The 26,986-nt window shown below is 66.6% G+C and carries 23 protein-coding genes; 10 read left to right on the forward strand and 13 right to left on the reverse strand.

The genetic code is table 11. The features are described 5' to 3' along the window. Positions 1-13 precede the first annotated feature (13 nt). Positions 14-1,792 (reverse strand): long-chain-acyl-CoA synthetase FadD6, encoded by a 1,779-nt coding sequence (fadD6, locus tag AT701_RS24920; protein ID WP_011730303.1) that lies wholly within the window; start codon positions 1,790-1,792, stop codon positions 14-16. 101 nt (positions 1,793-1,893) lie between these two features. Then, positions 1,894-2,451, reverse strand: a complete 558-nt coding sequence (gene log, locus AT701_RS24925) for a cytokinin riboside 5'-monophosphate phosphoribohydrolase (RefSeq protein WP_029104278.1) — start codon at positions 2,449-2,451, stop codon at positions 1,894-1,896. Positions 2,452-2,531: 80 nt separating this feature from the next. Here log and AT701_RS24930 point away from each other — a divergent pair, with 80 nt between their 5' ends. The 4 genes from AT701_RS24930 to AT701_RS24945 all read left to right on the forward strand — a co-directional run bounded on the left by AT701_RS24930 (position 2,532) and on the right by AT701_RS24945 (position 8,688). After that, complete coding sequence (locus AT701_RS24930) at positions 2,532-4,622, forward strand: ATP-binding protein (protein WP_058126801.1); 2,091 nt, start codon at positions 2,532-2,534, stop codon at positions 4,620-4,622. 72 nt (positions 4,623-4,694) lie between these two features. Further along, positions 4,695-6,983 carry a TPR repeat domain-containing protein gene (locus AT701_RS24935; RefSeq protein WP_081319577.1) on the forward strand — a complete coding sequence of 763 codons (2,289 nt, stop codon included), beginning with the start codon at positions 4,695-4,697 and terminating at the stop codon, positions 6,981-6,983. Positions 6,984-7,102: 119 nt separating this feature from the next. Next, positions 7,103-7,792: a hypothetical protein gene (locus AT701_RS24940; protein WP_223495748.1), complete on the forward strand. Its 690-nt coding sequence runs from the start codon at positions 7,103-7,105 to the stop codon at positions 7,790-7,792. An 80-nt stretch (positions 7,793-7,872) separates the two neighbouring features. Next, the gene (locus AT701_RS24945; protein WP_058126803.1) at positions 7,873-8,688 is read left to right on the forward strand and encodes an ESX-1 secretion-associated protein; all 816 of its coding nucleotides are present in this window, start codon (positions 7,873-7,875) and stop codon (positions 8,686-8,688) included. Here AT701_RS24945 and AT701_RS24950 read toward each other — a convergent pair. The 3 genes from AT701_RS24950 to dapE form a co-directional block, all read right to left on the reverse strand. Then, the gene (locus AT701_RS24950) at positions 8,669-12,154 is read right to left on the reverse strand and encodes an indolepyruvate ferredoxin oxidoreductase family protein (protein WP_058126804.1); all 3,486 of its coding nucleotides are present in this window, start codon (positions 12,152-12,154) and stop codon (positions 8,669-8,671) included. The two genes, AT701_RS24945 and AT701_RS24950, sit on opposite strands and share 20 nt — an antisense overlap. A gap of 117 nt (positions 12,155-12,271) precedes the next feature. Continuing rightward, on the reverse strand, positions 12,272-13,894 hold the full coding sequence (locus tag AT701_RS24955; protein ID WP_058126805.1) for an ABC-F family ATP-binding cassette domain-containing protein: 1,623 nt from the start codon (positions 13,892-13,894) through the stop codon (positions 12,272-12,274). A 99-nt stretch (positions 13,895-13,993) separates the two neighbouring features. Then, complete coding sequence (gene dapE / locus AT701_RS24960; RefSeq protein ID WP_011730316.1) at positions 13,994-15,061, reverse strand: succinyl-diaminopimelate desuccinylase; 1,068 nt, start codon at positions 15,059-15,061, stop codon at positions 13,994-13,996. A gap of 34 nt (positions 15,062-15,095) precedes the next feature. On the opposite strand from dapE, the gene dapD reads away from it, so the two are divergent. Then, entirely contained in the window at positions 15,096-16,040 is a 945-nt protein-coding gene (dapD, locus tag AT701_RS24965; protein ID WP_011730317.1) for a 2,3,4,5-tetrahydropyridine-2,6-dicarboxylate N-succinyltransferase, read from the forward strand. A 12-nt stretch (positions 16,041-16,052) separates the two neighbouring features. Here the strand turns inward: dapD and AT701_RS24970 are convergent, their stop codons facing one another. Both AT701_RS24970 and AT701_RS24975 read right to left on the reverse strand, forming a co-directional pair. After that, complete coding sequence (locus AT701_RS24970; protein ID WP_223495751.1) at positions 16,053-16,508, reverse strand: YybH family protein; 456 nt, start codon at positions 16,506-16,508, stop codon at positions 16,053-16,055. A 24-nt stretch (positions 16,509-16,532) separates the two neighbouring features. Beyond that, the gene (locus tag AT701_RS24975; RefSeq protein ID WP_197668913.1) at positions 16,533-18,284 is read right to left on the reverse strand and encodes an HNH endonuclease signature motif containing protein; all 1,752 of its coding nucleotides are present in this window, start codon (positions 18,282-18,284) and stop codon (positions 16,533-16,535) included. Between the two features lie 205 nt (positions 18,285-18,489). Here AT701_RS24975 and AT701_RS24980 point away from each other — a divergent pair, with 205 nt between their 5' ends. Further along, positions 18,490-18,888: a DUF6632 domain-containing protein gene (locus AT701_RS24980; RefSeq protein ID WP_058127723.1), complete on the forward strand. Its 399-nt coding sequence runs from the start codon at positions 18,490-18,492 to the stop codon at positions 18,886-18,888. On the opposite strand, the gene AT701_RS24985 is transcribed toward AT701_RS24980, so the two are convergent. Together AT701_RS24985 and AT701_RS24990 are read right to left on the reverse strand one after the other, a co-directional pair. Further along, positions 18,879-19,544, reverse strand: a complete 666-nt coding sequence (locus AT701_RS24985; RefSeq protein ID WP_058126807.1) for an alpha/beta hydrolase — start codon at positions 19,542-19,544, stop codon at positions 18,879-18,881. The two genes, AT701_RS24980 and AT701_RS24985, sit on opposite strands and share 10 nt — an antisense overlap. Then, positions 19,541-20,380, reverse strand: a complete 840-nt coding sequence (locus tag AT701_RS24990) for an MBL fold metallo-hydrolase (protein WP_058126808.1) — start codon at positions 20,378-20,380, stop codon at positions 19,541-19,543. Before AT701_RS24990 ends, AT701_RS24985 begins: the two co-directional genes overlap by 4 nt. Before the next feature lie 358 nt (positions 20,381-20,738). Here AT701_RS24990 and AT701_RS24995 point away from each other — a divergent pair, with 358 nt between their 5' ends. Both AT701_RS24995 and AT701_RS25000 read left to right on the forward strand, forming a co-directional pair. After that, positions 20,739-21,110: a heme-binding protein gene (locus AT701_RS24995; protein WP_058126809.1), complete on the forward strand. Its 372-nt coding sequence runs from the start codon at positions 20,739-20,741 to the stop codon at positions 21,108-21,110. A gap of 15 nt (positions 21,111-21,125) precedes the next feature. Then, complete coding sequence (locus tag AT701_RS25000) at positions 21,126-21,449, forward strand: hypothetical protein (RefSeq protein ID WP_011730324.1); 324 nt, start codon at positions 21,126-21,128, stop codon at positions 21,447-21,449. A gap of 14 nt (positions 21,450-21,463) precedes the next feature. Here the strand turns inward: AT701_RS25000 and AT701_RS34910 are convergent, their stop codons facing one another. Together AT701_RS34910 and AT701_RS25010 are read right to left on the reverse strand one after the other, a co-directional pair. Next, on the reverse strand, positions 21,464-21,814 hold the full coding sequence (locus AT701_RS34910) for a VOC family protein (protein ID WP_058126810.1): 351 nt from the start codon (positions 21,812-21,814) through the stop codon (positions 21,464-21,466). Then, complete coding sequence (locus AT701_RS25010) at positions 21,805-23,211, reverse strand: acyl-CoA synthetase (RefSeq protein ID WP_058126811.1); 1,407 nt, start codon at positions 23,209-23,211, stop codon at positions 21,805-21,807. Before AT701_RS25010 ends, AT701_RS34910 begins: the two co-directional genes overlap by 10 nt. Before the next feature lie 86 nt (positions 23,212-23,297). On the opposite strand from AT701_RS25010, the gene AT701_RS25015 reads away from it, so the two are divergent. Continuing rightward, complete coding sequence (locus AT701_RS25015) at positions 23,298-23,792, forward strand: DUF309 domain-containing protein (protein ID WP_011730327.1); 495 nt, start codon at positions 23,298-23,300, stop codon at positions 23,790-23,792. 7 nt (positions 23,793-23,799) lie between these two features. Next, entirely contained in the window at positions 23,800-24,339 is a 540-nt protein-coding gene (locus tag AT701_RS25020; protein ID WP_011730328.1) for an NUDIX domain-containing protein, read from the forward strand. On the opposite strand, the gene AT701_RS25025 is transcribed toward AT701_RS25020, so the two are convergent. Then, positions 24,336-25,289, reverse strand: coding sequence for a proline dehydrogenase family protein (locus tag AT701_RS25025; RefSeq protein WP_003896514.1), 954 nt, complete (start codon positions 25,287-25,289; stop codon positions 24,336-24,338). The two genes, AT701_RS25020 and AT701_RS25025, sit on opposite strands and share 4 nt — an antisense overlap. Position 25,290: 1 nt before the next feature. Then, positions 25,291-26,919: an L-glutamate gamma-semialdehyde dehydrogenase gene (gene pruA / locus AT701_RS25030; protein WP_058126812.1), complete on the reverse strand. Its 1,629-nt coding sequence runs from the start codon at positions 26,917-26,919 to the stop codon at positions 25,291-25,293. Positions 26,920-26,986: the final 67 nt, after the last annotated feature.

A 26,986-nucleotide genomic window follows, 5' to 3' on the forward strand; every position in this document is an offset into this window, starting at 1 on the left:
CATAGTGCCTGGACTAGTTCTTGGGGCGTTTACCCGCCGTGACTTCCTCGGGGTACTCGTCGTAGAACGGCACGTAGCCCTCGTCGCGGCCGGCGAGCACGTAGACCGGGTCGGTGACGTCCGGGCCGTATCCCTGTTTGCGCAGGTCCACCTTCTGGCTCTTGAACGTCGAGGTGTGCGCCAGTTCGGGTACGACGCGCACGAACAGCGGTACGGCGTAGGCGGGCAGGTGCCCGTAGAACGCGTCGGCGAGCGCCTTGCCGTCGAACTCCTCGCCGTCCTTGAGCTGGACGGCGGCCATGCCCGCCCGTCCCCCGGCGCCGGGGACCTCGACGCCGAAGACCGTGCACTCCTCGATCTTGTGGTGGCTCGCGACGGCGGCCTCCACCTCGGTGGTCGCGACGTTCTCGCCCTTCCAGCGGAACGTGTCGCCCAGCCGGTCGGCGAACGCCGCGTGGCCGAAGCCCTGCGAACGCATCAGGTCGCCCGTGTTGAACCACACGTCGCCGTCCTTGAATGCGTTGCGCACCAACTTCTTCTCGGTCGCCGACGAGTCGGTGTAGCCGTCGAACGGCTGGAACGAACTGACCTTCGACAGCAGCAGGCCGGGCTCCCCCGACTTGACCTTGCGCAGCTTGCCGTCGGCGCCGCGCACCGGTTCACCCGTGTCGGGGTCGTATTCGACGAACGCCACCGGACTCGGGCAGATGCCGGTGGACTTCGACACGTTGAACACGTTGACGAACGCCGTGTTGCCCTCACTGGCGGCGTAGAACTCGCAGACCCGGGAGATGCCGAACCGCTCGATGAACTCGTCCCAGATGGCCGGCCGCAGCCCGTTTCCGACGATCACGCGCACCTTGTGCGCGCGGTCGGTCGGCTTGGGCGGCTGGTTGAGCAGGTATCCGCAGATCTCGCCGATGTAGACGAACGCGGTGGCGCCGTAGTCGATGACCTCGTCCCAGAACCTCGAGGCCGAGAACGATTTGCCAAGTGCCAGAGACGCACCCGAGTTCAGCACCGATCCGACCGAGACCGTCAGCGCGTTGTTGTGGTACAGCGGCAGGCAGCAGTACAGGGTGTCGTTGCTGCGCAGACGCAGCCCGAGACCGCCGAAGCCGGCCAGCGCGCGCAGCCACCGGTAGTGCGTCATCACGCTGGCCTTGGGCAGGCCCGTGGTGCCCGAGGTGAAGATGTAGAACGCCTTGTCCTTGGCCAGTACGGCCGACGCGCTCGCCGGGTTGGTCGTCGGGGCTGTGGTCGCGAGCCGCCGCAGCTCCTCGACGGTCATCAAACCGGTTGTGTCGGCGCCACTTTCGACGATGTGGTCGACGAAGTCCGGTTCGGCCACCACCGCGGTGGCACTGAGCAGGCCGATGCTGTGCTTGAGCACATCGCCACGCTGGTGATAGTTCAGCATCCCCGCGATCGCGCCGCACTTGACGATCGCGAGCATCAGCAGCACCGCGTCGGGCGAGTTGCGCAGCATGACCCCCACGACGTCGCCGTGGCCCACACCCCGGGCGGCGAGCACCGCGGCGTAGCGGTTGACCGTCTCGTTGGCCGTCTTGTACGTCAGGCGCTCGTCACCGAACTTGATGAAAACACGGTCGGCGTACTGCGCGGCACGGTCCTGGAAGACCTTGCCGATCGAGGTCTTGGCGCTGGGCCGGGCCGTGAAACCCGTGGCGACGCCGCGCAGGATGACCGGCGCGTCCATCAGGAAACCCGGTAGCCGCGTCGCGAGGTCGAGCAGGCCGACGGAGTTCCTGGTGGCTTTCTGGTCGGTCATGCGCGCTGTACCCTCCACAGTTTTCGGACGCCGGTGGCCAACACCTTAACCACGGCCGCCGGTTCGCGTTACCGCCGGTTCCGGGCCGGACTACAGCCGGACTACTCGGGCGCGCACGCCTCGAGCGCGGCCTCGACGTTGTCGACCACCACCAGGCTGTCCATGGCCCGTTGCGAGACGTAACCCGTCGGGACCAGCCCCCGCAACCACGTCAAGAGCCCGTCGTAGTGGCCGAACGGATCGAGCAGGATCAGCGGCTTGTCGTGCATGCCCAGATAGCCCGCAGTCCAGGCCTCGAAGAACTCTTCGAGAGTGCCGATGCCGCCGGGCAGCGCGATGAACGCGTCCGAGCGGTGCTCCATCTCGCGCTTCCGCTCGCGCATCGTGTCGGTGACGATGAGTTCGGCCGCGTCGACGTCGGCGAGCTCACGATGCACGAGCGCCTTGGGGATCACACCGACCGTGTGGCCGCCCTTGGCGCGGGCGGCCTGCGCGACGGCACCCATCGCCGACACGTTGCCGCCACCGGACACCAGCGTCCACCCCCGCGCCGCGATCGACGAGCCGACCTCTGCTGCCAGCTCGAGCAGTTCGGGATGCGTCGGTCCCGACGCGCAGTACACACACACCGCCCACTGGCGGTCCTGTCCTTCTTTCACATCTCCAACGTAGACGCGCGCGACCACAGCGAACGAACCATTTACGGCTGACGGGCTGCGGTTCCCGTTACATTCGGGGCATGCCAGTCGACTGGGTGATCGCTCCTCATGACCGCGCACTCGACGGCGTTGAGGCCGGCCTGCACGAACGCAGCGGTGCGGTGCTCATGGGCCCCGAAGGCGTCGGCAAGACCTCGCTGGCCCGCAGTGCCGCGGAATGGCTCGGGCCGGAGTTCCGCCGCATCGTGCGGGTGACCGGCACCGAGTCCAACGCCGCCGTCCCGTTCGGGGCCGTCGCGAACCTGATCGACGTGTCGCCCTCGGGTCGCACCGCCGACGTGATGCGCGCGGCGCGCGAGTCCCTGGGTTCCGAGCTTCTTCTCGTGGTCGACGACGCGCATCTGCTCGATCGGTTGTCGGCGGCGCTCGTGTACCAGCTCACCGAGAGCGGCGCGGCCAAGCTGATCGCCACAGCGACCGTGGACCGCGCTGTGCCAGAAGAGGTCTCGGCGCTGTGGGATGAGGGCCTGCTGGCCCGCGTCGAGGTGTCACCCCCGGGTTACGACAGTGCGCGCCTGGCCGATCAGGTGGCGGCCTACATCGCCGATCTTCCGCCCGCGGCGATCCAGACGCTGCAGTATCTCGCGGTGCAGGATCCGCTGCCGCTGACCGACGTGACAGCGCTGACCTCGGCCGACACCGTGGCCCAGGCGTGCGAGGCCGGTGCGGTGGTCCTCGACGAGGACGCCGAGCAGCCCATGGTGCACTGCCGTCATGTGCTGTTCCTCAACGCCGTTCGCGCCAACGTCGGCGGCCCCGGTCTCCGGCGCCTGCGCACGGCCGTCGTCGAACAGATGGCCAAGACTCCGCGACGTGGTGTGGTGGACCGGTTGCGCCACGCCGTGCTCGCGCTGGACTCCGACGTGGCGGTGCCCACCGAGGACGTCGTCACCGCGGCCGCGGAGGCGCTGCGACTCGGCGACCTCGAACTCAGCGAGCGACTGGGCCGCGCCGCACTGCAGGTCGACGGCGGGTTCCAGGCACGGCTGACGCTGGCCTATGCGCTGGGCTGGCAGGGTCACGGACGCGAGGCCGAGGACGTGCTCGCCGAGGTCGATCCCGCGACGCTGGACGAGGCCTCGCTGATGGCGTGGGCGCTGCCGCGCGCGGCCAACCAGTTCTGGATGCGTTCGGAGCCCGAGCGTGCGGTGGCCTTCCTGCGCACCACGCGCAACCGCGTGCAGACCGCACACGCCCAGGTCACCCTCGACGCCCTGCTCGCGACGTTCACCATGAACTCTGGAACCCCGTCGCGCGCACTGGAACTCGCACACCAGGTGCTGGAGTCTCCCGACGCCGACGACACCGCCGTCGGTTGGGCCGCGTCGACCGCCGCGCTCAGTTCGGCGCGCATCGGCCGGTTCGACGACGTCGACGCGCTGGCCCAGCGCGCCATCGATGCGGGCCATCCCGGATTGCTGCGGTTCACCAGCGGATTCGGCCAGACCACGTCGCGGCTGCTTCGCGGGTCTCTCGACGAGGCCGAGGTGCTGGCCCGCCAGCTCACCGATTTCGCGCAGCTGCTGCAACCCGGCCGCGCCATCGGCGAGGTGCTGCTGGCCGACGTCCTCATCGTCCGCGGACAGCTCGACGAGGCGGTTGCGTTGTTACGCAGGGCCACAGCCACTTTGGCGCCGACCGGGTACTCGTGGGGCCCGCTGGCGTGGATGTTGTTGGCGCAGGCGCTCGGTCAGCGCGGCATGCCCGTCGAGGCCGGAAAGGTGCTGTCCCGCGCGGAATCCCGGCACGGCCTCAAGTCCATGCTGTTCGCCCCCGAACTCGCACTCGCGCGAGCCTGGACCTGCTTTGCCCGCAAAGACCCCGTCACCGCCGTTGCCGGGGCCCGCGAGGCCGCGAAAGCCGCCGAGCGTGGCGGGCAGTCCGCAGTCGCGCTGCGCGCCCTTCACGACGCCGTGCGGCTCGGCGACACCCGCGCGGCCGATGCACTCGCCCGCATCGACCTGACCTGCACGTTCGCCGACGTCACGCGGGCCCATGCCGCCGCGCTCACCGCCGGCGACGCTTCCGCGCTGAACGACGTCGCTGCCCGCTACCGCAACCTCGGCATGCACGCCGCCGCAGCCGATGCGCTGCGTCAGGCGGGTGGGTGAATTCGCGCGTTTCGCGGCTTTTGCCCCGCTTTAGACTGATCGTGCCGTATGCGTTTGGGAGGGGGCGCTGCGATGGGTGCGCTTGACGGGTTCTATTCGACGTGGAACAAGGCCCGTGAAACCTTCGGGCAGGGAGCGCCGACCGATGGTTCGCAGTTCGACCAGAGCCGCAGCCTCACGCAGATGAAGGCCAGCGTCGAGGCCGCCGCGCCCGACGACCGCTGGCAGGGCTCAGGCGCGAACGCCTACGCCGCAGCCAACAAAGAGCACGCGCAGGTCTATCAGAAGCTCGCCGACCTCGACCAGAAGATGGCCGCCGAGGTCAAGAACGCCGCCAACGTCGTCTCCGCCGGGCGCACGAACCTCGACAACGCCAAGAGCTGGGTCGAAGGCATGGCCAATTCCCTGCCCGCCACCAGCCAGCAAGACCGCGAACGCAAGCTCATCCCGATTGCCCGCGAAGGCATCAACCGCGTCGACAACATCGTCAAGTCCGCGACTGCGGACATGATGGGGATCAAAGGCAACGTCGAAAAGCTCCGCGGCGAGTACGACACCATCAAGACCACGATGCGGTTCGGGCCGGAAAGTGAGAAGAAGCCCGGCGACAAAAAAGACGACGCTCAGATGCTTGGGAATGAGGAAAAGGACGACGACGGCATCCCCGAGATGCACGCGCCGAGTACAGAAGACCAAGCTCGGATGGACGTCGAGCAGGTGCTGTCCGAGGGTGACGGTGGCGCCGCGGAACGTGTGGACGAGGTCCTCAGCTCGATCAAGCCGGGAGATGAGTTGACTCCCCAACAGGACGCTTATTTGAGCGAGATGCAGCGTCAGCAGAAGGGAATGAGCGTAGAGGATCTCAGAGCCGCCGAACAGCGCCTCGGTGACCACAAGAACGTCATCGCGGACTCGTGGCAGTTGATGAGTAACGACGATGTCGAATACTCCGCCGGCGCTGGTGACGACAAGAAGGGAGCCGCATCTCAGCTGCCCGACAGCGTTCAGAAAGCACTCACGAATGCCGGTGACACATGGCCGATCGGCGACGGCATCGGCCAGCTCCGTTATGAGGGAGACCTCAAAGCCATCTCGGAGATCGTCAAGGACGGCAATCCGGGTTTCCAGACGGGCACGGAGCTCGACCGCCAGCTCATTGTCGCTGCGGACAAGGCCATGGATGCGCGCGACATCCCAGGCGGCCAGATCCTCGGTCGGGAATCAACTGTCCAGAGCTTGTTCGAAGCAGTCGACGATGACCACCAGATCATCAACGACCACTTGATGGGCAGGAATGGTGTCGACGTTGACGATTTCCTACGCGATGTGAACACGACCGACTGGCCGGATAACGGGAAGGCAGCTGGCTATCTTTTCAGCTGGACCAATGAGGCCAGTTCAGGACCTGAGGCTGAGATCGCGGCCCAAACAGCCGATAAATACGCGGAATTCATTGGAGCTCATACGCATGGGGAACCGACGCCTCAGCCTGACCTATTGAACATCAATGGCCAGACGTTAGGCCAGCTCAACCCTGAACTCGTCCAGCGGTACGCGCATGGACTAATCCCCTATGTGGACGACATGGGTGGTATCGGTGACGCGGACAAGTTTGAGATCGACGGTGGTGATCTCCGACGGGACGGATTGATGCCCAATGCAAAGGGGGTCTTCGCAGTGTTAAATACGGATCCCGTCGCCGCAACGGAGATCAACGCGCGGGCATACGAGATTGCGATGGAGAGAGAGACTAGCTTCGCGACGAACCCTAAGGATCCTTCGGCCCAGGCGCATCTTTATGCGGCAGCAACCATGCGAGGTCTGGTCGATGTGGGAGCACACGAGGCGTTCCAAGCCTTCAAAGAGAACGGGTATGACGCGGGAGTCGATCAGACAGCATGGAAGAAGGCGGGCTTCGATGCCGCTGTGACAGCCGTGAGCACCGGGGCGTCAGTGATTCCCGGGGTGGGTTTCGTTTCCGGCCCAACGGTTGCACAGATCGGCTCGATCTTCAGCAACGAAATGTTCGATAACGCTCCTCCGCCTGTAGATCGACCTCTTCCGGAAATGTCGACCACACGTGCCAGCCACCTGATCCTTGATGCGATGCTTGCCGCCGGCAATCCTTTGACCCTCCCCGAAGGATGGGTCGACTACACCGATCCAGAACGTCCTCGTGTCGTCCAGCCCCCAGGTGTGAACGACGACGTCTATGCCAGCACCATCAACGCACAGGTTGGCGAGCAAAGCGTTGCAGTCGATGCGAAGGGGCCTGACCAGTTCTACGCGGACCGCTACAACAATGTCGCTCAAGATATAGACATCCAACACACCCCGCCCCAGGAGGAACGACACCAGTGATGCCACGACTTAGCAGAGGGCTGCTGGCGCTTTTCCTCCTGGGTTTGCTTGCCGCCTCCGCGTGTAGGGCAGAAGGCGCCGAACCGCCGGAATCACCGCCTGCAGGTTGGCCCGAGTCGTTGGATGACTTCACCGTGACGTGGACCGCCGAACCGGGGATCGATTTGACCACTGGTCCAGCAGTTGCGGCGCGGGCTTATATGGAGTCCTACTACCTCGCATACCTGACAACCGACGACAAGTACCTGTATCCGGGGTTTGCACAAGCCGTCGACTCCAATCAGGCCGACGGGCCTGATGGCACGGAGAAGCTCTGGCCAGAACCTTATCGTCCGAAGACGTGGATTGGTACGGCACGCCATCACATACTGCGAATAGATCAGTCAGGTCGCGACGTCGCAGTTGTGGGTTGTGTGTATTCGTACTCGAGCGCCGAGAAGACAGATGCGGGATTCGAAGCCAACATCGGTGGAACCGGACCGGACGCAGGAATTAGCGCGATCCGTATCGGTTTAGAGGCTCCCGAGAACAGTGCCGATCTTCCAGTACAAGAAGGACCGTCTCGGGCGCCGTTCGAGAATGTATTTGGTGGGTGGAGGGTGACCAATCATCAGGGCGGATTCCTTGCTACAGCTGAATGGCCGGACCACGCCAAAGACGTCGAACAATGTGTTGCTCAGGCGCCAGAACCTCCGGAAGCCCGGACTTTCATCCCGACAAGCCCGTACCCTCGGTCTGCCTTCCCAGTGCTTCCCGCGACGCCAGGCTGGCCGGCAAAGCCAGATGCACCCACCGACCAGCCCGGCTGAGCACGATCAAACTCCCGCACACCCCTCCCCCAACCCAGCCGTAAAATTGCACCTGGCATGCACGACCCGAGGGGACTCCGATGAACCAGGTGATCGCCAATACCGGCGCCATGAACAGCTGGCAGCAGCAGCTGGGTGAGGTCAGCTCGGGTGTCGGCAATCTGCTCAATGGTACTCCCGGCGTCTCCGATGTGATGAACACGCACGGCACCATCGGGTTCCCGATGCAGAGCGCGTTCGACGCCGCACATGCCGCCCGAGGTGGCGCGATGGGTGCGACGCAGGCCGCGTCGTCGAAGATTTCCGACTTGCTGCGCCAGGCTGCTCAGGCCTACGAGCGTGGCGACGTCGCCGCGGCCGACGACCTGAAGAAGCGGGCCGAGCAGCTGGAAGGCGCGGGTGCGTCGTCGGCGGCCGGTGGCAGTGCCGCAGGCAGCGCGGCCTCGGCCGCGAGCAGTGGTGGCCAGGCCGCGTCGCAGATGATGAGCCAATTCGGCCAGATGGCGGGTCAGATGGCGCAGTCGCTGACGCAACCCATCCAGGGCATGGCCCAGAGCCTCGGCCAGATGCCGCAGCAGATCTTCCAGGGTGTGCAGGGCATCGTGCAGTCCGCCACCGAGGGCGCCGGGGGCGGGTTGGAAGCGGCGACGGCCGCCGCAGGTGGCGCCGAGGCCGAGAACGCCATCAAGACCGCCGCGACCGATGGTGCGGGTGGCGGCGAGGGTGAGCGTGCCCCGGTCGACGCCGCCGACAAAGACAAGACCGACGAGCGCGACAAGACGACCGATGCCGTGCAGGTCGGCGCCCGCGCCGACATCGGCGTGCCGGCCGAGGAGCAGCCGGGTGTCGGCGCGGTGTCGACGCAGATCCCGACGATCAGCCCACGGCCGCAGTAGCGGAGAGTGCGTCCAACGCGGCTGCGACCTTGCGACGGTAGCTCTCGACGTTGGCCATCTTGATCGACTCGTATCCGCGCACTTCCTGGGCGAGGCCGAGAATTTCGCGGATGGCATCGATGTTGCCCTGCGTGGCGCGCGGCACCACCTCGCGGGTCAGCTTCGCGTAGTCGTCGACGAGTGACCGCTCGACCTGACGCACGTGGGCATAGCCGAACACGTCCAGTCGGGTCCCCCGAACACGCCGTGCCGTCCGCAAGGCGTACAGCGCCGGCTTGAACCACGCCCCCAAGGTCAGCTTGTGGTCCAGGCCCATCGCCCGGAGCATCGGCGGGTGCAGTTTGTACGCGAAAGACGCGTCATCGCCGAAGGTTTCACGGACGGACTGTTCGAAGCCCGGATCGAGGAACAGCCGCGCGGTTTCGTATTCGTCCTTGTACGCCATCAACTTGTACATCGACTCCGCTGCTGTGACGGTGAGCGGCCCGACCGATCCGACGGCGTGGCGCTCCAGCTCGGCCGTGTCGGCGACGAAGTTCACGAACTGTAGCGCATAGGACTGGTTCTGATAGGCGACAAGGTCGGCGGCCAGAAAGCCGAGGCGGTCCCGGAAACCCTCGTCGACGCCGCGTAATTCGTGGACGGCGCGACGCACTCGCCGCGCCACTCGGACGTGGTTGGTGTACACCCCTTTCAGAGCGTTGACCGGTTGCGGATCGTGCACGTACGCGCGGCCGACGTGAAGCGCCCTGAGGTTCGCCGAAACCGCCACCCCGTTGAGTTCGACCGCTTTTTCGAGCGCCGACAGCGGGATGGGCAGTGATCCAACCTGCACGGCCATACCCACCAGAATCATGTTGGCCAACTGGTCGGATCCGAACTCCCGGTGTGCGAGTGCACGAACGTCGGCGTACAGCGAATCGTGCGCCCTGGTGGACGGATCCAGCCGCTCGCGGACCTCGGCGGCCGAGGGGAACGCGGTCGACGGCTTCAGGATCATCGAACCCGTCGGCACCTGGGATGTCGAGATCACCGCGACGGTACGCGAATTCGACGCGACGGCAAGGCTCTTGGCGTCAGCTGCAACAAGAAGATCGCATCCCAGATACAGATCGCACTCGTCGGCTGCGAGTTTGTTGGTACCGGTGATGGGGCGTGTCGAGAACTTGAGATCTGACACCACGGCACCGCCCTTCTGGGCGAGGCCGAGCTGGTCGAGTCCGCGGACGTGGAACCCGGCCAAAGTACCTGCGGTGGCGACGATCTGAGAGGTGGTGACCACGCCGGTGCCGCCGACACCGGTGATGCGGACGTTGAATGCGTCGGTGCCGACGATGGGTGTGGGCTCCGGGATGGGACGCGTGGCAGAAGTTTCACTCGATGCCGTACGCCCGGGTCGGACCGCGACGAACGACGGGCAGTCGCCGTCCAGGCAGGAGTAGTCCTTGTTGCACGAGGCCTGATCGATCCTGGTCTTGCGGCCGAACTCGGTGTCGACTGGCTGCACGGACATGCAGTTCGACTTCTGTCCGCAGTCACCACAGCCCTCACACAGGCGTTCGTTGATGAACGCGCGAGTGACGGGTTCGGGCGCGAGCCCGCGCTTGCGTTTGCGGCGCAGTTCGGTCGCGCATTCCTGGTCGTGGATGAGCACGGTGACCCCGGCGGTCGCTGCCAACTGTTCCTGCACCGCCATCAACTCGGACCTGTCGAGAACGGCGACGCCTTCCGGCAGCGACACCTTGCGGTACTTCTTCACATCGTCGGTGGTGATGACGACGCGGGCGACGCCTTCGGCCAGAAGCTCCTGAACGATCTGCGGCACCGACATTTTGCCCACGGCGCGTTGTCCACCGGTCATGGCGACCGCGTCGTTGTAGAGCAGTTTGTAGGTGATGTTCACCCCGGATGCGACGGCGGCCCGGATGGCCAGGCTGCCCGAATGATGGAATGTGCCGTCACCGAGATTCTGGAACAGGTGATTCTCGGACACGAACGGCGCCATGCCGATCCACGGGGCACCCTCGCCGCCCATCTGGCAGAGACTCACGATCTCCCCCACCCGCTCATGCGGCATCATGGTCGCGATTGCGTGACAACCGATTCCGGCGCCCACAAGGGACCCGTCGGGAACGACCGTGGACCGGTTGTGTGGGCAGCCGGAGCAGAAGTACGGCGTCCGTGTCAGCAGCGGCAGTTCGATACGCCCCGCGGGTGTTCTCTCGACCGATGACACGCTCTCGATCTGGTTGGCGGGGAGCACCTTTCGAATTCGCCGGCCGAGCTTCTCGGCGAGGATTTCGGGCGGCAGGTCGGCGTCGGCGCGCAGGAACCCGCGGCCGTGCTCGTCGCGTTTTCCCAGAACCCGCGGAACGGAGGCCCGTCCGTACAAGGCGTCTTTGACGGCCAACTCGATGAACGCCCGTTTCTCTTCGACGACGACCACTTCGTCGAGCCCTTCACTGAACTCTTGGACGTGCCGTTGGTCCAGCGGGTTGATGACACCGAGCTTGAGGATGCGGATGCCGGAGTGGACCAGATCGGTCTCTGCGATGCCCAGACGCTGCAGCGCCTGCACGGTGTCCCGGAAACCTGTGCCCGCGGTGATGATTCCGAGCTTGGCGTCCGGGTCGCCGACGGTTCTGTTCAGATCGTTGGCGGCCGCGTACCGACGCGCGAGTTCCAGCCGCTCACCGAACATGCTTCGTTCGAGGTTGCCGAGCGTCGGTTGCACGAAGTGCGCCGAGACGGTGTGGCGGAATTCGGCGCCGTCGATCTCGCGGTCGGGACTCTGCACCGTGACCCGGCTGCGGTCGAAACGAACGGTGGCCGACCCGTCCACGACGTTCGTCGCGAGTTTCATGCCTACCCACAGCCCGCTGAACCGGGACATGGCGATGCCGTGCAGGCCGAAGTCGAGTACTTCCTGCGGATCTGACGGGACGAGCACGGGAAGCCCGAGTTCGGCCATCGCGGCCTCGGAGCCGCTGGGCACAGTCGACGACTTGGCGATCGAGTCGTCACCCACGAGGACCAGTGCTCCACCCTTGGCGTCGGCACCACCGAGATTGGCGTGGCGCAGTGCGTCGGTGGCCCGATCCAGCCCGGGTGCCTTGCCGTACCAGATGCCGACGACGCCGTCGTATTCACAGCTCGGCGATGCCGAGGCGAGCTGGGAACCCTGGACCGCGTTCGCGGCGAGCTCCTCGTTCAGCCCGGGCTGGAACACGACCGAGTGCGAATCGAGCAATTCCCGTTGCCGCCCGAGCTCGAGGTCGTAACCCGCCAACGGTGAACCCTCGTAACCGCTGATGAGGATGCCCACCCGCTGCCCGTCCGCGGAGTCACGGCGGCTCTGTTCGAAGGGAATTCGGACCAATGCCTGCAAACCGGTCAGGAACACCTCACCGTCGGCAAGGGTGTATCGGTCCGTGAGAGCGAACTCTCGTGAGTGCAATTCGGTCACTGTCCCCCCTTGAAGAGCCGTTATGTATATGAACGTGTCAGAGCCGCGGAAACACCGAAGTGGCTGAACCCAATTCTGCACGCAGCCGGTACGAGACCTCGGTGAAGCACCTGAGCCTCACCCCGCGGCCGCAGTGACCCGCAACCTGCCGTCCTCCAGGTGCCATCGGCGTTCGATGCCGATGGTGTCGAGGAACCGTTCGTCATGGCTGACGACAACGAACGCGCCCCGGTAGGCGTTGAGCGCCGATTCGAGTTGGCCCACGCTCACCAGGTCGAGGTTGTTGGTCGGTTCGTCGAGCAGCAGCAGTTGTGGGGCCGGTTCGGCGAACAGCACGCACGCAAGCGTCGCCCGCAGACGCTCCCCGCCGGACAGCGCACCCACCGGAAGGTGGATGCGGTCGCCGCGGAACAGGAACTGCGCCAACAGATGCATGCGCCGCGTGTGCGAGAGGCTCGGCGCTGAGGCGGCCAGACTCTCCGCGACGCTGCGGTCGAGGTCGAGCAGGTCGAGACGCTGCGACAGATACGCCACGCGCCCGTCGGCCTGCTGACACGTGCCGCCGTCAGGTTTCAGTTGGCCGTCGATGATGCGCAGCAGCGTCGACTTGCCCGCACCGTTGGAGCCCGTCAGCGCGATGCGCTCGGGCCCGCGTATCGACACGTCGATACCGTTGTCGGCGAACAGGTTCCGTCCACCACGGCTGATCTGCAACCCGGTACCGGTGAACAACGTCCGGCCGGCGGGAACCTCGGTGTCGGGCAGGTCCAGCACGATCACCTTGTCGTCACGCAGCGCGCGCTCGGCATCCTCCAACCGCGCACGCGCGGCGTCGACACGTTTGGCGTGCACATCGTCGGACTTCGCGGCCGACTCCTGCGCATCCCGTTTGAGCTTGCCTGCAACGATTTTCGGGAGCCCCGCGTCCTTGAGGTTGCGCGCGGCCGCGCTCGATCGCCGTGCTGCACGCTCGCGGGCCTCCTGCATCTGCCGCTTCTCGCGCTTCAACTGCTGCTCGGCGTTGCGGATACTGCTCTCGGCGGCCCGCTGGTTCGCCTCGACAGTTTCCCGGTACGCCGTGAAGTTGCCGCCGTAGAAGACCACCTCGCCGCGGTACAGTTCGGCGATCTGATCCATGCGGTCCAGCAGTGCACGGTCGTGGCTGACCACCAGCAGGCATCCCGAGTATCCGTCGAGGGCGTCGTAGAAGCGTTGGCGGGCAGCACTGTCCAAGTTGTTGGTGGGCTCGTCGAGCATCAGGACCTCAGGGCGCTTCAGCAGTTGCGCGGCCAGGCCCAAGGACACCACTTCCCCACCCGAGAGCGTGTCGAGGCGACGATCCAACGCCACGGTGTCCAGGCCGAGCCGGTCCAACTGGGCGCGCGAGCGTTCCTCGATGTCCCAGTCGTCGCCGATCGTGGTGAAGACGTCGTCGGAAACCTCACCGGCGGCGAGCGCCGCGAGCGCGTCGATCACCGGCGCAATGCCCAGCACCGCGGCCACCGTGAGGTCACCGGTGAACGGGAGCGTCTGAGGCAGGTAACCCACCGTCCCGTCGACGGAGACCGACCCCGCCGTGGGACGGTACTCACCGGCGATCAGCTTGAGCAGCGTGCTCTTGCCCGCGCCGTTGGGCGCGACGAGGCCCGTGCGACCGGGGCCGACGGAGAAGGACAGGTCCGAGAACAAGACGGTGTCATCGGGCCAGGAGAAAGACAGATTCGAACAGACAACAGACATGCGGGAACTCCAGACGACGAGAAGGACTTCCGGGCTGACCCGGCGGCATCGTCAAATTCCCAGCACGGTTCCCATGCTAGTGAGGGGCGCAACCGATTTTCAGGTCGTCAGATACGTGCGCAGCATGTCGGCTGCGGCGGTGATGGCCGCGACCTGGACGCGTTCGTCGACACGGTGGGCGAGATTCGGGTCGCCCGGCCCGTAGTTCACGGCCGGGATGCCGAGCGCGGCGAACCTCGCGACGTCGGTCCAGCCGTACTTGGCGCGCACCTGCCCGCCTGCGGCGGCCACGAGCGCCGCGGCCGCGGGTTGCGTGAGGCCCGGCAGCGCACCGGCGGCGGCGTCGGTCAGCTCGAGCGTGACGTCGAGTCCGTCGAACACCTCGTGGACGTGCGCAACGGCCTGGTCGACGTCGCGATCCGGCGCGAACCGGAAGTTGACGGTGACCGATGCCGCGTCGGGAATCACGTTGCCCGCGATGCCACCGTCGATACGCACCGCGGACAGCCCCTCGCGGTAGACACAGCCGTCGATGTCAACCGAGCGCGCCTGATACGACGCCAGCCGGTCGAGCACAGGTGCGAGTTTGTGAATCGCGTTGTCCCCCAACCACGAACGGGCCGAGTGGGCGCGTGTGCCCTTCGCGGAGATCACGACGCGGATGGTGCCCTGGCAGCCCGCTTCGATGTAGCCACCCGACGGTTCGCCGAGGATCGCGACGTCAGCGGTGAGCCAGTCGCGCAGCTCCCGTTCGATGCGCCCCAGGCCGTTGGCGCTCGATTCGATCTCCTCGCAGTCGTACATCACCAGCGTGATGTCGTGCGTGGGCTCGGTGATCGTGGCGGCCAGGTGCAAGAACACCGCGTCGCCCGCCTTCATGTCGGAGGTGCCGCAGCCGTACATCTCGCCGTCGACGATCCGGCTGGGCAGGTTGTCGGCGATGGGCACGGTATCGATGTGACCCGCGAGCATCACGCGCGACGGCCGGCCCAGGTTGGTGCGGGCCAGCACGGCGTCGCCATTGCGGATCACCTCGAAGTGCGGCGCCTGGGCGCGCAACGCGGCCTCGATCTCGTCGGCGATGCGGCGTTCGTCGCGCGACACACTGGGGATGTCCACCAGCGCGGCGGTCAATGCGATCGGATCAGCGCTCAGGTCTAGCCCCATGGGCATAAACGGTAGTCCAGTAACCTAGGCCAACGTGACTGCAGCATCTGGCATCGGCCTGGCCACCATCACCGCCGACGGAACCGTTCTGGACACCTGGTTTCCCGCTCCCGAGCTGAGCGCATCCGGCCCCGCGGGCACCGCCCGGCTGACCGGGGACGACGTGCCCGCCGACCTGGCTGCCCTCACCGGCAAGGACGAGGACCGCGACGTCGAGGTCGTGGCCGTGCGCACCACCATCGCCGACCTCAACGACAAGCCGGCCGACACGCACGACGTGTGGCTGCGGTTGCACCTGCTCTCACACCGCCTGACCAAGCCGCACGAGGCCAACCTCGATGGCATCTTCGGCCTGCTGAGCAATGTGGTGTGGACCAACTTCGGCCCCTGCGCGGTCGAGGGCTTCGAGACCACGCGTGCCCGGCTGCGTAAGCGCGGCGCCGTCGCGGTGTACGGCATCGACAAGTTCCCCCGCATGGTCGACTACGTGACGCCGTCAGGTGTGCGCATCGCCGACGCCGACCGCGTGCGGCTCGGCGCCCACCTGGCCTCCGGCACCACCGTCATGCACGAGGGCTTCGTCAACTTCAACGCCGGCACACTCGGCACCTCGATGGTCGAAGGCCGCATCTCGGCCGGTGTCGTGGTCGACGACGGGTCCGACATCGGCGGCGGCGCGTCGATCATGGGCACGCTCTCGGGTGGCGGCAAAGAGGTCATCAAGGTCGGCAAGCGTTGCCTGCTGGGCGCCAACTCGGGTCTGGGCATCTCACTGGGCGACGACTGCGTCGTCGAGGCGGGCCTTTACGTGACCGGCGGTACCAAGGTCACCACTGCCGACGGACAGGTCACCAAGGCCATCGAGCTGTCCGGCGCGAGCAACCTGCTGTTCCGTCGCAACTCGCTGTCGGGTGCGGTCGAGGTGGTCAAGCGCGACGGTACGGGCATCACCCTCAACGAGGCCCTGCACGCCAACTGACGTTGACCGCGGTCACTGCGTGAACGCGTGGGAGATGTGGATCTTCCAGCGCCCGTCGGGCTGACGCTGGAAGACGTCCACCCCGTCCTCGTGAACGGTTTCCAGAACCGCGCCTGCCGAGTCGCGCACCGTCAGCGTCCAGACCAGCCGCACCGTCGCCAAATCCCCGTCGACGAGAATCTCTTTGATGTCGGGCTCGTCGTAGTGCAGTGACTTCGACGGGTCGTTGAACCGGTCACGCATCTGATCGCAGAACCCATCCCGGTCGCGGTCGGCCGAGTCCGGATACGCGAGCACCGCGTCGTCGGCGAACAGTCCGCACACCGCGTCGATGTCACGATCGTTGAAGGCCTGGGGCCACTGTCGCAGTGCTTCTTCGATGGCCTGGCGATCCGCATCCCGGTCTGGGTTTCCGCACCCAGCAAGCACACTGACCGCTGCAACCACGAGAGCGAGCGCGCGCAACACCGTCACATTGTGACGGCACTGCCGTCAGAACGGTGGGGGTTTGTTGTGTTCGGCGACGAGGTCGTCGTTGAGTTTGCGTTCGGCGGCGATGGTGCGGGCGGTGTTCTGGGCGCGGGTGCGGCGTCGTTTGGGCATCTTGACCCCGCGCAGGTCGGGGTCGGCGGTAGGGATCGGGGTGGCCGGTAGGTCCAGTGCGCCGGTGGGTGCGGCCAGTTCGGTGATCGACAGGCGCCGGTGGCTTCCGGGCACAGTGGTGTACTCCCGCCCGGAAGGGGAGGTCCATACGATGGTGCCGTCGGGGTGTTGTCGGTCTGTCCAGCCGCGGGGGCCGGTCCAGAACGTTTTCAGAAGATGATGAAAACGACACAGACACTTCAGGTTTGAGGCATGCGTGGGCCCTGCGGGGTAGGGCACGGTGTGGTCGATGTCGCAGCGGTCGGCAGGTTTGTCACATCCGGGGAACCGGCAGGTCAAATCGCGGCAGCGCACATAGTCCGCGAGCGCGCGTGAGGGGATGTAGCGGTCTTCCGGTGGGGTGTCGCCGGGGTGGATCAGCGGGCGGATGGTGGCGTTGTTGATGATCTCGGCCAGCGCGTAGGCCGGCAGCACCCCGCCGCCGAACAGCACTGCCGGTGGCACCCGATCCAGGGGCTCCTCGTGCGGGGCGAGGAACGCCGACGGTGTGCCGCTGCTGGTTTCGGTGAACTCGGCGACAGTGAGGGATCCGGCGTCGCAAAAGGTTCCAGCGGACTCGGCGGTCTCGGTGGCGGTGTCGGTGTCGGCGGCGGGTGCGATACCGGGGTCGTTCTCGGTGCCCACGGTCTCGGTGTCGGCGGCGGTGTTGTCGGTGGCGGTGTTGCCGGTGTTGTCGGTGTCGGGTTCCCCGTCGGGGGTGGGTTCACCATAGGTGGGCGGTGCGCTGGTCTGCGCGGCGGCGTGTTGGGCGGCGGTGACGGTGTCTTCGCGGGCGATGACGTGCAAAACGAGGTGTCCGCGGGGGGATGTTTCGCGGCCGCGCGCACATTCGGGGTCGGCGCACTCACAGGCCAGGGTGGTGTGGTCGAGGATGGCGCCGAGGGCGTCGTGGCGCAGCTCGTTGAGGGTGCGCGGGTCTTCCGGGCACACCCCTTCGATGAGTTCGGCGATCCGGGCGTCGTAGGCGTTGCCGAGGTCGGCCTGCAGCCGCCCGTTGACCGACAGCACACCGGGGGCGTCGGTGGGGGAGCCGATGTCGAAGTAGCGACCGCGGCGTGAGGCGCGGCCGCGGCGGAAGGAGCCCGGGTCGTGTTTGAGGATCAGATCATCAATGGTGTTGTCGATCTGTTTGAGGGTGAGTTTGCCCCAGGAGGTGATCTGGGCGGCCAGCTCGGCGTCGATGGCGGCGAGTTTGTTTGGGTCGAGGAACAGTGCGGTGCTCCAGCAGATGTTGCGCACGAGCATCTCGCTGACCAGCCCCGCGGCGAACACCTCGTTGACCTTGGGCAGCCGGTCACGCAGCGCGACCCCGCGCTGGGCCTGGTGCAGCGCGGCCCAAGCGGTGATGCCCTGGGCGGCGCCGAGTTGGGCGCCGACGGCGGCCTCGGGGTCGACGAACCACCCCCGCCGGTCCTCGGCGGTGGGGGTGGTGGTGGCGCGGATGAACAGCTCGGCCATCGCGGCGTGCTTGCGTGCCGAGGCGGAGGCTTCGGCCTGCGCCCAGCCGCGGGCCTGGCCTTCCAGGGCAGCGTCGGACAGCGCGGCAAACTGCGCGATCTCCACCAACGACCCTTCGTACATACGTTCGAATCTACCGTCGGCGAACCCGCCGAGAACCCCCGCGAACCCGATCTGTGGATGAAAACGCATCTGGGGATAACCACAGCTCACGCACTGAAAATGTCACACCCATGGTGTAAGGAGTCACCTTGTCGATTCCGCGATGGTGACCCACGTCGAGCGCTATGTTCCGCAGAGAGTGGGCCACCTGAGCCTGGAGGTCGTCATGACCACAATCGGATCGCCAACCCGTTATCGGCTTCTCCAGATCGCACTCGTTGCCGCTGGGGTGGCGATGATCCTCCTCTATCCGCTGGCTGTCGTCTGGCCGTCCGGGTGGGCGTGGCATTCCGGGCCCCCGTATGAGTCGAACTATTTCATGATGATCGTCGGCCTGTACGTGACCCTGGGAGCGTTCCTCATCAACGCCGCGAGGCGCCCCGAAGCCAATGTGAGCCTCATCTGGTTCGCGGTGTGTTCCAGCGTCGTTCACGCGGTGATCATGGCGGTGCAGTCGTTCGGCAGTGGCCATCACATGGGGCATCTGTGGGGAGATGTCCCGGCGCTGCTCCTCGCCGCCATCATCTTGGCGGTCCTCATGAAGGTGCCCGACCGTCAGGCGTGAGCGGCCTGCCGGATGAAGGCCGCAACGGCGTGCGGCTGGGACATGTAAACGGCGTGGCTCGCGGCGACCTGGATCGTGGTTGCGCCGGCCCGTGCCGCCATGGCACGTTGTGCGGCAAAGGGAATCATGCGGTCCTCGGTTGCGATCAGATACCAGCACGGTTTATGCCGCCACGCGGGGTCGGTCACTGTCGAGGTCATGGCGGCTTCCGACCATGGGACCTGCGAATCTGCCAGGAACGCCGCGTCGGCCGCGGGTAGGTCCGCACCGAAAGAACTGTGGAACTTCGCTCGCGCCTGCACCAGGAATCCACCAGAGAGCGCGACGATCGGTGAGCCCGGTGCGCCTGGGTGACCGCCGAGCGCCTCGACCGACTCGCCGTCATCAGGTACGAATGCCGCGATGTAGACCAGAGCCGACACGCTGTCGTGGCCACCCGCCTCGGTGATCACGGCGCCGCCGTAGGAATGGCCAACGAGCACAACCGGTCCCACGAGACCGTCGAGAACGCGCCGCGTTGCCTCCACGTCGCCGGACAACGACAGATTCGGTGTCTGCACCACATCGACGTGGTGCCCCACCCCCACAAGAAGGTCATACACCGCACGCCAGGTGGACCCGTCGACGAAAGCGCCGTGCACCAGGACGATGTTCACGTCCCCGGCTCGAAGGTGTAGGTATCTCCGTGCGTGAGGTACACGAACTCTGTGGCCGCATCGGAGGTTTGGGCCGCACTCTGGAAATCGTCGAGTCCTGAGAGGAAAACGGAGAAATCGTTGTAGTGAATCGGAATCGCGACGCGCGGCTTGGTGATCTCGACAGCGCGGACTCCCTGCTCACCCGTCATGGTGACGACGGTGACCAGGTACGTCGTACCACCGGTGTGGATCAGGCCGAGGTCGATCGCCGGGTAGCGACGCGGGATGTCGTGAAGGTCCTCGACAAGCATCGTGTCCCCCGTGATGTAGAGCCTGTAGAGCCGCTCTCCACCACGGCTGAAATCCAACAGATGTCCGTTGACCGGCATGAGCATCGCGTCGACGGCGTCGTCCGTCGCGTGCTTGGCGGGCATCGCGGTGATGATCAGTGTCGCTTCGCCTTTGCGCACCTCAAGCGATTCCCAGGTGCTCAACGCGTACCCCTGATCGAAACCGAGCGGAGTCAGCTTCTCGATCGCGTCGGCAGTCGAGACGATTGGCAGCTTCTTGTCGAGTTGCTGGGCGGCGACGTCATCGAAATGGTCGCCGTGGTAGTGCGACAGCACCACGAGATCGATCGGTGGCAGGTCCGCGATCTGGCAGGCGGGCTCGACCTCGCGCCGGGCCCAGATACCGTGCCCCAGGTGGACGTGCTCGCCTTTGTGAAGGAAGGCGGGGTCGGTCAGGATGTTGAGCCCACCGAACCGGATCACCGTGGTGGCGTTGCCGACGAAGTAGACCTCACCCGTGCTGAAATCTGCGGCCTCACCGCCCGCGAGCTCCAAGGAAGTCATCGCATCCCGCCTTCCGGTCGTCGCACGTCCAGTGTGGGCTCGAATCGTCGGAATGGATAGAGGCCGCGGCGACCACTCCCCGTACGTGTAGGCGACGTGAGCGCATCACGGCCGTGTGAAAGCGTTTGTACGACACATCTTCAGCGCACACCCGGCAGGCGCTCGGCGACCACAGCATCACTCGGACTCTGCGACATGCCGCCGGTGTGGCATCGGCCGCCCAGCGAAACGCATGTCGCGTATGGGCGCGCCGGTCCCCCGACACGTCGTTTTGGCATATGACACTGACTTTGCCTGCTACAGTTCCGCGCACCGGAAGACGCGAGGTCGTAGTCCGCCTCTCCGAGAGGAGTTGCCCATGGCCCTGATGTCATCCACCGCGCGGTGGGTCCTGTTGCCGGCGGGCGCCGCCTGCGCGGCGGTGGTCACCGGTCTACTCGGATCGGTCACCGCGACAGCCGAGCCTGCGCCGCCGCGGCCGCCGAACTGCACGGCCGCCGACCTCGCCGGGATAGCGTCGGGCGTCGCGGCCGCGACATCGTCGTATCTGTTCACCCACCCCGACGTCAACGACTTCTACACGAGCGTGCGTGGCCGTCCGCACGAAGAGGCCTCCGCGGCCATCGACGCCTACTTCGAAGGCAACCCGCAGGCCCACGCCGACCTCGCCGGTATCCGTCAACCACTCGTGGACTTCCGCAACCGCTGCGGTATCGCTCCGCCCAGTTAACGTTCGGAGACAACGATGTTCCGATCAGCATCACGACCGCTCGGTCTACGCGCGGCCATAGCCGCCCTGGCGTTCACCGCGCTTCCCGGCGCGATCATCCTGCTCGCACCGGCAGGCACCGCCGCTGCCGACGTCTGCGCGAGCGCCGGCAGGCGGATCACGGTGGGCGGGTGTGTCAACGTCGCCGACGCCGTGGCGCCCTATGTCCCGCCGCCTGCCTACTACGCCCCGCTGCCCGGCGAGGCACCGCCACCACCGCCGCCACCACCGCCGGGCTCCAACGTCACCGGGTGTGTCGGCTGGAACGGCCGGTGGGTGAGCGCCAGCGGCTGCAACTGAGCGATCCTGGCCGGCTACGACTCGGCTGCCAATACGCAGAACTCGTTGCCCTCAGGGTCGGCGAGTACCACCCAACTCTGCTCGCCCTGCCCGATGTCGACGTGGCGCGCGCCAAGGCCGATCAGCCGGTCGACCTCGGCCTGCTGGTCGTCGGGGGTGAAGTCGACGTGGAGGCGGTTCTTGACGGTCTTGCCGTCGGGCACCGCGAGGAACAACCAGACGGGGCCCTGTCCCGGCGGTGGCGTCAGCACGACGTCCCCGTCGGAGTCGGTGTGCTCGGGCCACCCGAGCGCCTGTGACCACCAGTGCCCCAACGCCTCCGGGTCGTGGGCGTCGATGCAGAGCTCGGAGAACCTCAACGCCACTGCGCGAGCTCCTTTTTGAGCACCTTCCCCATGGCGTTGCGTGGCAGGCTGTCCACGATCCTGACCTCGCGGGGCCGCTTGTGCACCGAGAGTTGCTTTGCGACAAAGTCGATGAGCGAATCGGACTCGGCATCGCCGACCACGTACGCGACGATGCGTTGCCCCAGATCGTCGTCGGGAACGCCGACGACGGCGGCTTCCTTGACGCCGGGGTGGCCGAGCAGCACGGTCTCGATCTCACCCGCGCCGATGCGGTAACCACCGGATTTGATGAGGTCGACCGACTCGCGGCCGACGATGCGGTGCATGCCGCCCGCGTCGATCACCGCGACGTCACCGGTACGGAACCAGCCGTCGTCGTCGAACGCCTCCGCGGTGGCCTCCGGGCGGTTGAGGTAGCCCTCGAACACCGTCGGGCCCTTGATCTGGAGACGTCCGATGGTCTCGCCGTCGTGCGGCACCTCGGCACCGTTCTCGTCCACCAGGCGCGTCCGGACACCCTCGATCGGCACCCCGACCCAACCGGGCCTGCGTTCGCCGTTGACCAAAGTGGTGATGGTGATCAGGGATTCGGTGCTGCCGTAGCGCTCCACCGGCGGTTGACCGGTGAGCTTGGTCAACTGCTCGAACACGGGCACCGGCAGCGGGGCGCTGCCCGACACCAACAGGCGCGCCGACGACAGCGCGAGCGCGGCGTCGAGGTTGTTGACGACGCGCGACCACACCGTGGGCACCCCGAAGTACAGCGTGCCCTTGGCCTCGGCGTAGCGCTCCGGGGTGGGCTTGCCGGTGTGCACGAAGCGGTTTCCGATGCGCAGCGAACCGATCAGGCCGAGCACCAGACCGTGCACGTGGAACAGCGGAAGTCCGTGCACCAGCGTGTCTTCCGGCGTCCACTCCCACGCCTTGGCCAGCCCGTCGATGTCGGCGGCGATGGCGTTGCGCGTGATGGGCACGCCCTTGGGCAAACCCGTGGTGCCCGAGGTGTACATGATGATCGCGGTCGATTCCGGCGGCGGTTCGGCGTAGCGGTGCCACGACCGGGCGTGCAGGCGCACCGGGATGTGCGGCAACCCCTCGGCGTCGTCGGGCCGCTCGCCGAGCCAGGCCTGAGCGCCGGAATCTTCGAGCATGTGGCGGCGCTCGGCGACGCCGACATCGGCGGGCACCGGGACGACGGTGACACCCGCGATGAGGCAGCCGGTGATCGCGAGCACTGTGGTGGCGGTCGGTTTCGCGAGGACAGCGACGCGCTGTGCGACGGCGACGCGCTCGGCGACCGAGGTCGCACCGCCCACCAGGTCGCTACGGCTGAGGACGGCACCGTCGATGCGGACCGCGTCAGCGATGTCAGCGCCGGCGGCTACCGCTGCGGGATTCAGTGAGGCCAGCAGCATAGTGCGAGGCTACCCGGCGCGGTTTGCCCCCTGACCCGCGGCCGAAGGTACTCGACATCGCGCCGAATGATCGACAGGCTGGAGTCATGAGTCCGTCGGCGCACCGTGACCGCGACGAATCGGGCCGTCCTCGCAATTCCCGGCCGCGCGACGCGCTGGGCCGCCCGTTGCCGTACGGCAGCAAGGGCATGGAGCGCATACCGGATGACCTGCATCTGTCGCCGACGGAATCGCTGGCCTTCGCCCAGCGGCTGCTGGATCTGGGGCATGCGTTCGCGGCCCACGAGGTGCTCGAGGCCGCGTGGAAGAACGGCCCGTCCGGTGAGCGCCCGCTGTGGCAGGGGTTGGCGCAACTGGCGGTGGGCATCACCCACGTGCAGCGGGGCAACCTTCCCGGCGCGGCCGCACTGCTACGACGAGCCTCGGAGCGGCTGGCGAAAGTCGACCTGCCCGCCCCGCACGACGTCGACGTCACCGACCTCATCCGGTATGCCGAGGCGCTCGCGAAAGACCTCACCGACGGGCGTGACATCGACGCCGAGCGGCTGCGCGTCCAGCTCATCGACAAGGCATCGCGATAATGGGGCGATGGGAATGATCCGGCAGGTCTCGACGCGTGAGGTGTACCGGAACAACTGGCTCACGCTGCGCGAGGACGCCATCGAACGCCCCGACGGCAGCGACGGCATCTACGCCGTGGTCGACAAACCCACTTACGCGCTGGTGATCCCACACGACGGCGAACGTTTCCACCTCGTCGAGCAGTACCGGTACCCGCTCGGCCTGCGCCGCTGGGAGTTTCCGCAGGGCACCGCGCCCGACCGGCAGGATCTGGAACCGCATGCGTTGGCCGAACGCGAATTACGCGAGGAGACCGGCCTGCGCGCGGCGCACCTGGTCAAGCTCGGCCTGCTCGACGTCGCAGCCGGCATGAGCAGCCAGCGCGGCTGGGTGTTCCTGGCGACCGAGCTCACCGAGGGCGACCACGAGCGTGAGCACGAGGAACAGGACATGCACAGCGCGTGGTTCACCCGCGCCGAGATCGAGGACATGATGCGCAGCGGTGACATCACCGATGCCCAGTCGATCGCGGCGTGGGCGTTGCTCCTGCTCTACGAGCGCCGTTAGCGACGTTCGGCCAGCGCCCGCAGGAAGAACGTGAGGTTCGCCGGGCGTTCTGCCAGGCGCCGCACGAAGTACCCGTACCACTCGTAGCCGAACGGTACGTACACCCGGACGTGATTGCCCTCGTCGGCCAGGCGGCGCTGCTCCCCGTCGCGGATGTTGTAGAGCATCTGGTACTCGAAATCGTCCACCCCGCGGTGGTATTCGCGCGCGAGTGCGGGCACGGCGGCAATGATCTCCGGATCGTGCGACGCTACCATCGGGTAGCCGCGGCCGGCCATCAGGATCCGCAGGCACGTCAGGTACGAGTCGGTGACCTCGTCGGGGTCGCGGTACGCGACCGACGCGGGCTCGTCATACGCGCCCTTGCACAGGCGGATTCGCGCACCCGAGGCCGCGAACTCCGCGCAGTCGGCGCGGGTGCGCTTGAGGTAGGCCTGCAGAACCGTTCCCAGCCAGTCGAACTCGGTGCGCAGATCCCGCACGATCGACAGCGTCGAGTCCGTGGTGGTGTGGTCCTCGGCGTCGACGGTCACCCAGGCTTCGATGTCACGGGCCTTGGCGCAGATGGTGTGCGCGTTCTCCAGCGCGATCTTCTCGCCGTCGCGTGGCAGCGCCTGCCCCAGCGCGGAGAGCTTGAGCGACACCTCGAGTGGCCGCACCTTCGCGTCACTGTCGCTCTTGAGGCCCTCGAGCAACGCGAGGTACGCGGCCACGGTGTTGTCGGCGTCCTCCTTGCTGGTGGTGTCCTCGCCCAGATAGTCGATGGTCACCAGCCGGCCCGAAGCACGCAGCGCCGCAGTGGCATCCAGTGCCTCGGGCACCGTCTCGCCCGCGACGAATCGGTCCACCACGCGGCGCGTGACCGGGAGTCGTTCGGCGGTGGCACGGAGGCGCTGCGAACGGGACGCGGCCAGGATGGCGGGTCGGGCGACCCGATCGAAGATGCCCATGTCACGCCTCCATGTGGGGATAGGTGTGGTTGGTGGGCGGCACGAAGGTCTCCTTGATGGAGCGTGCCGAGGTCCAGCGCATCAGGTTCTGCGCCGATCCGGCCTTGTCGTTGGTACCCGATGCGCGCGATCCACCGAACGGTTGCTGCCCGACGACCGCGCCCGTGGGCTTGTCGTTGATGTAGAAGTTGCCTGCGGCGTAACGCAACCCGTCGAGGGCCTGCTGGACGGCCGTGCGGTCGTCGGCGATCACCGCACCGGTCAGGCCGTACTTGGCGCCGGTGTCGACGACGTCGATGATCCGCTCGTACTCGTCGTCGGGGTAGACGTGCACCGCGAGGATCGGGCCGAAGTACTCGGTGCAGAACGCGTCGTCGGTCGGGTCGTCGGACAGCAACACGGTGGGACGCACGAAATAACCTTCGCTGTCGTCGTATTCACCGCCCGCGGCGATCGTGACGCCGGGCGCGCTCTTGGCCCGCTCGATGGCCTTGACGTTCTTGGCGAACGCGCGGTCGTCGATCACCGCGCCGCCGTAGTTGGTCAGGTCGGCGACGTCGCCGTAGCGCAGCGCCTCGGTGGCCGAGAGGAAGTCGTCGCCCATCTTCTGCCACACCGACCGCGGGATGAACGCGCGCGACGCCGCCGAGCACTTCTGACCCTGATAGTCGAACGCGCCGCGGATCAACGCCGTGCGCAACACATCCGGGTGGGCCGATGAGTGGGCGAGCACGAAGTCCTTGCCGCCGGTCTCACCGACCAACCGCGGGTACGTGTGGTAGCGGTCGATGTTGGCGCCGACCTCACGCCACAGATGCTGGAACGTCGCGGTGGATCCGGTGAAGTGGATCCCGGCCAGACGCGGATCCTTCAGCGCCACTTCGGAAACCGCGATCCCGTCGCCGGTCACCAGGTTGATGACACCCGGCGGCAGGCCCGCGGCCTCCAGCAGTTGCATCGTGAGGTACGCCGCGAAGGTCTGGGTGGGCGACGGCTTCCACACCACGGTGTTGCCCATCAGGGCCGGCGCGGTCGGCAGATTGCCGGCGATGGCCGTGAAGTTGAACGGCGTGATGGCGTAGACGAAGCCTTCCAGCGGACGGTGGTCGGTGCGGTTCCACACACCCGGACTGCTGATCGGCTGCTGCGCCAGGATCTGGCGGGCGAACGCGACGTTGAACCGCCAGAAGTCGATGAGCTCGCAGGGCGCGTCGATCTCGGCCTGATAGGCGCTCTTGGACTGCCCGAGCATCGTCGCGGCGGCGATCTTCTCCCGCCACGGACCCGACAACAGGTCGGCCGCGCGTAGGAAGACCGCGGCGCGCTGATCGAACGGCAGTGCGGCCCAGTCATGTTTCGCGGCGATCGCAGCCTCGATGGCCGCCGAGGCGTCGGCGTGTCCGGCGTTGGTCAGCGTGCCGAGTTTGACCGAGTGCCGGTGTGGTTGCACGACATCGATGCGAGCCCCCGAACCCATGCGGTGCTCGCCGCCGATGACGTGCGGCAGATCGATTTGAGTGCTGGCAAGGTCATGCAGTGCCGTGGTGAGCCGGGTGCGTTCCTGCGAGCCGGGGGCGTAGTCGTGAATCGGCTCGTTGGCCGGCGTGGGCACGTCGGTGATGGCGTCCATAGCTCAAGAATCGCTGACCTGGAGCCGTTTAGTTTTGTCCGATCCAACAACACTGCATCGTCAACCC

Source organism: Mycolicibacterium smegmatis (assembly GCF_001457595.1).
Classification (GTDB): domain Bacteria; phylum Actinomycetota; class Actinomycetes; order Mycobacteriales; family Mycobacteriaceae; genus Mycobacterium; species Mycobacterium smegmatis.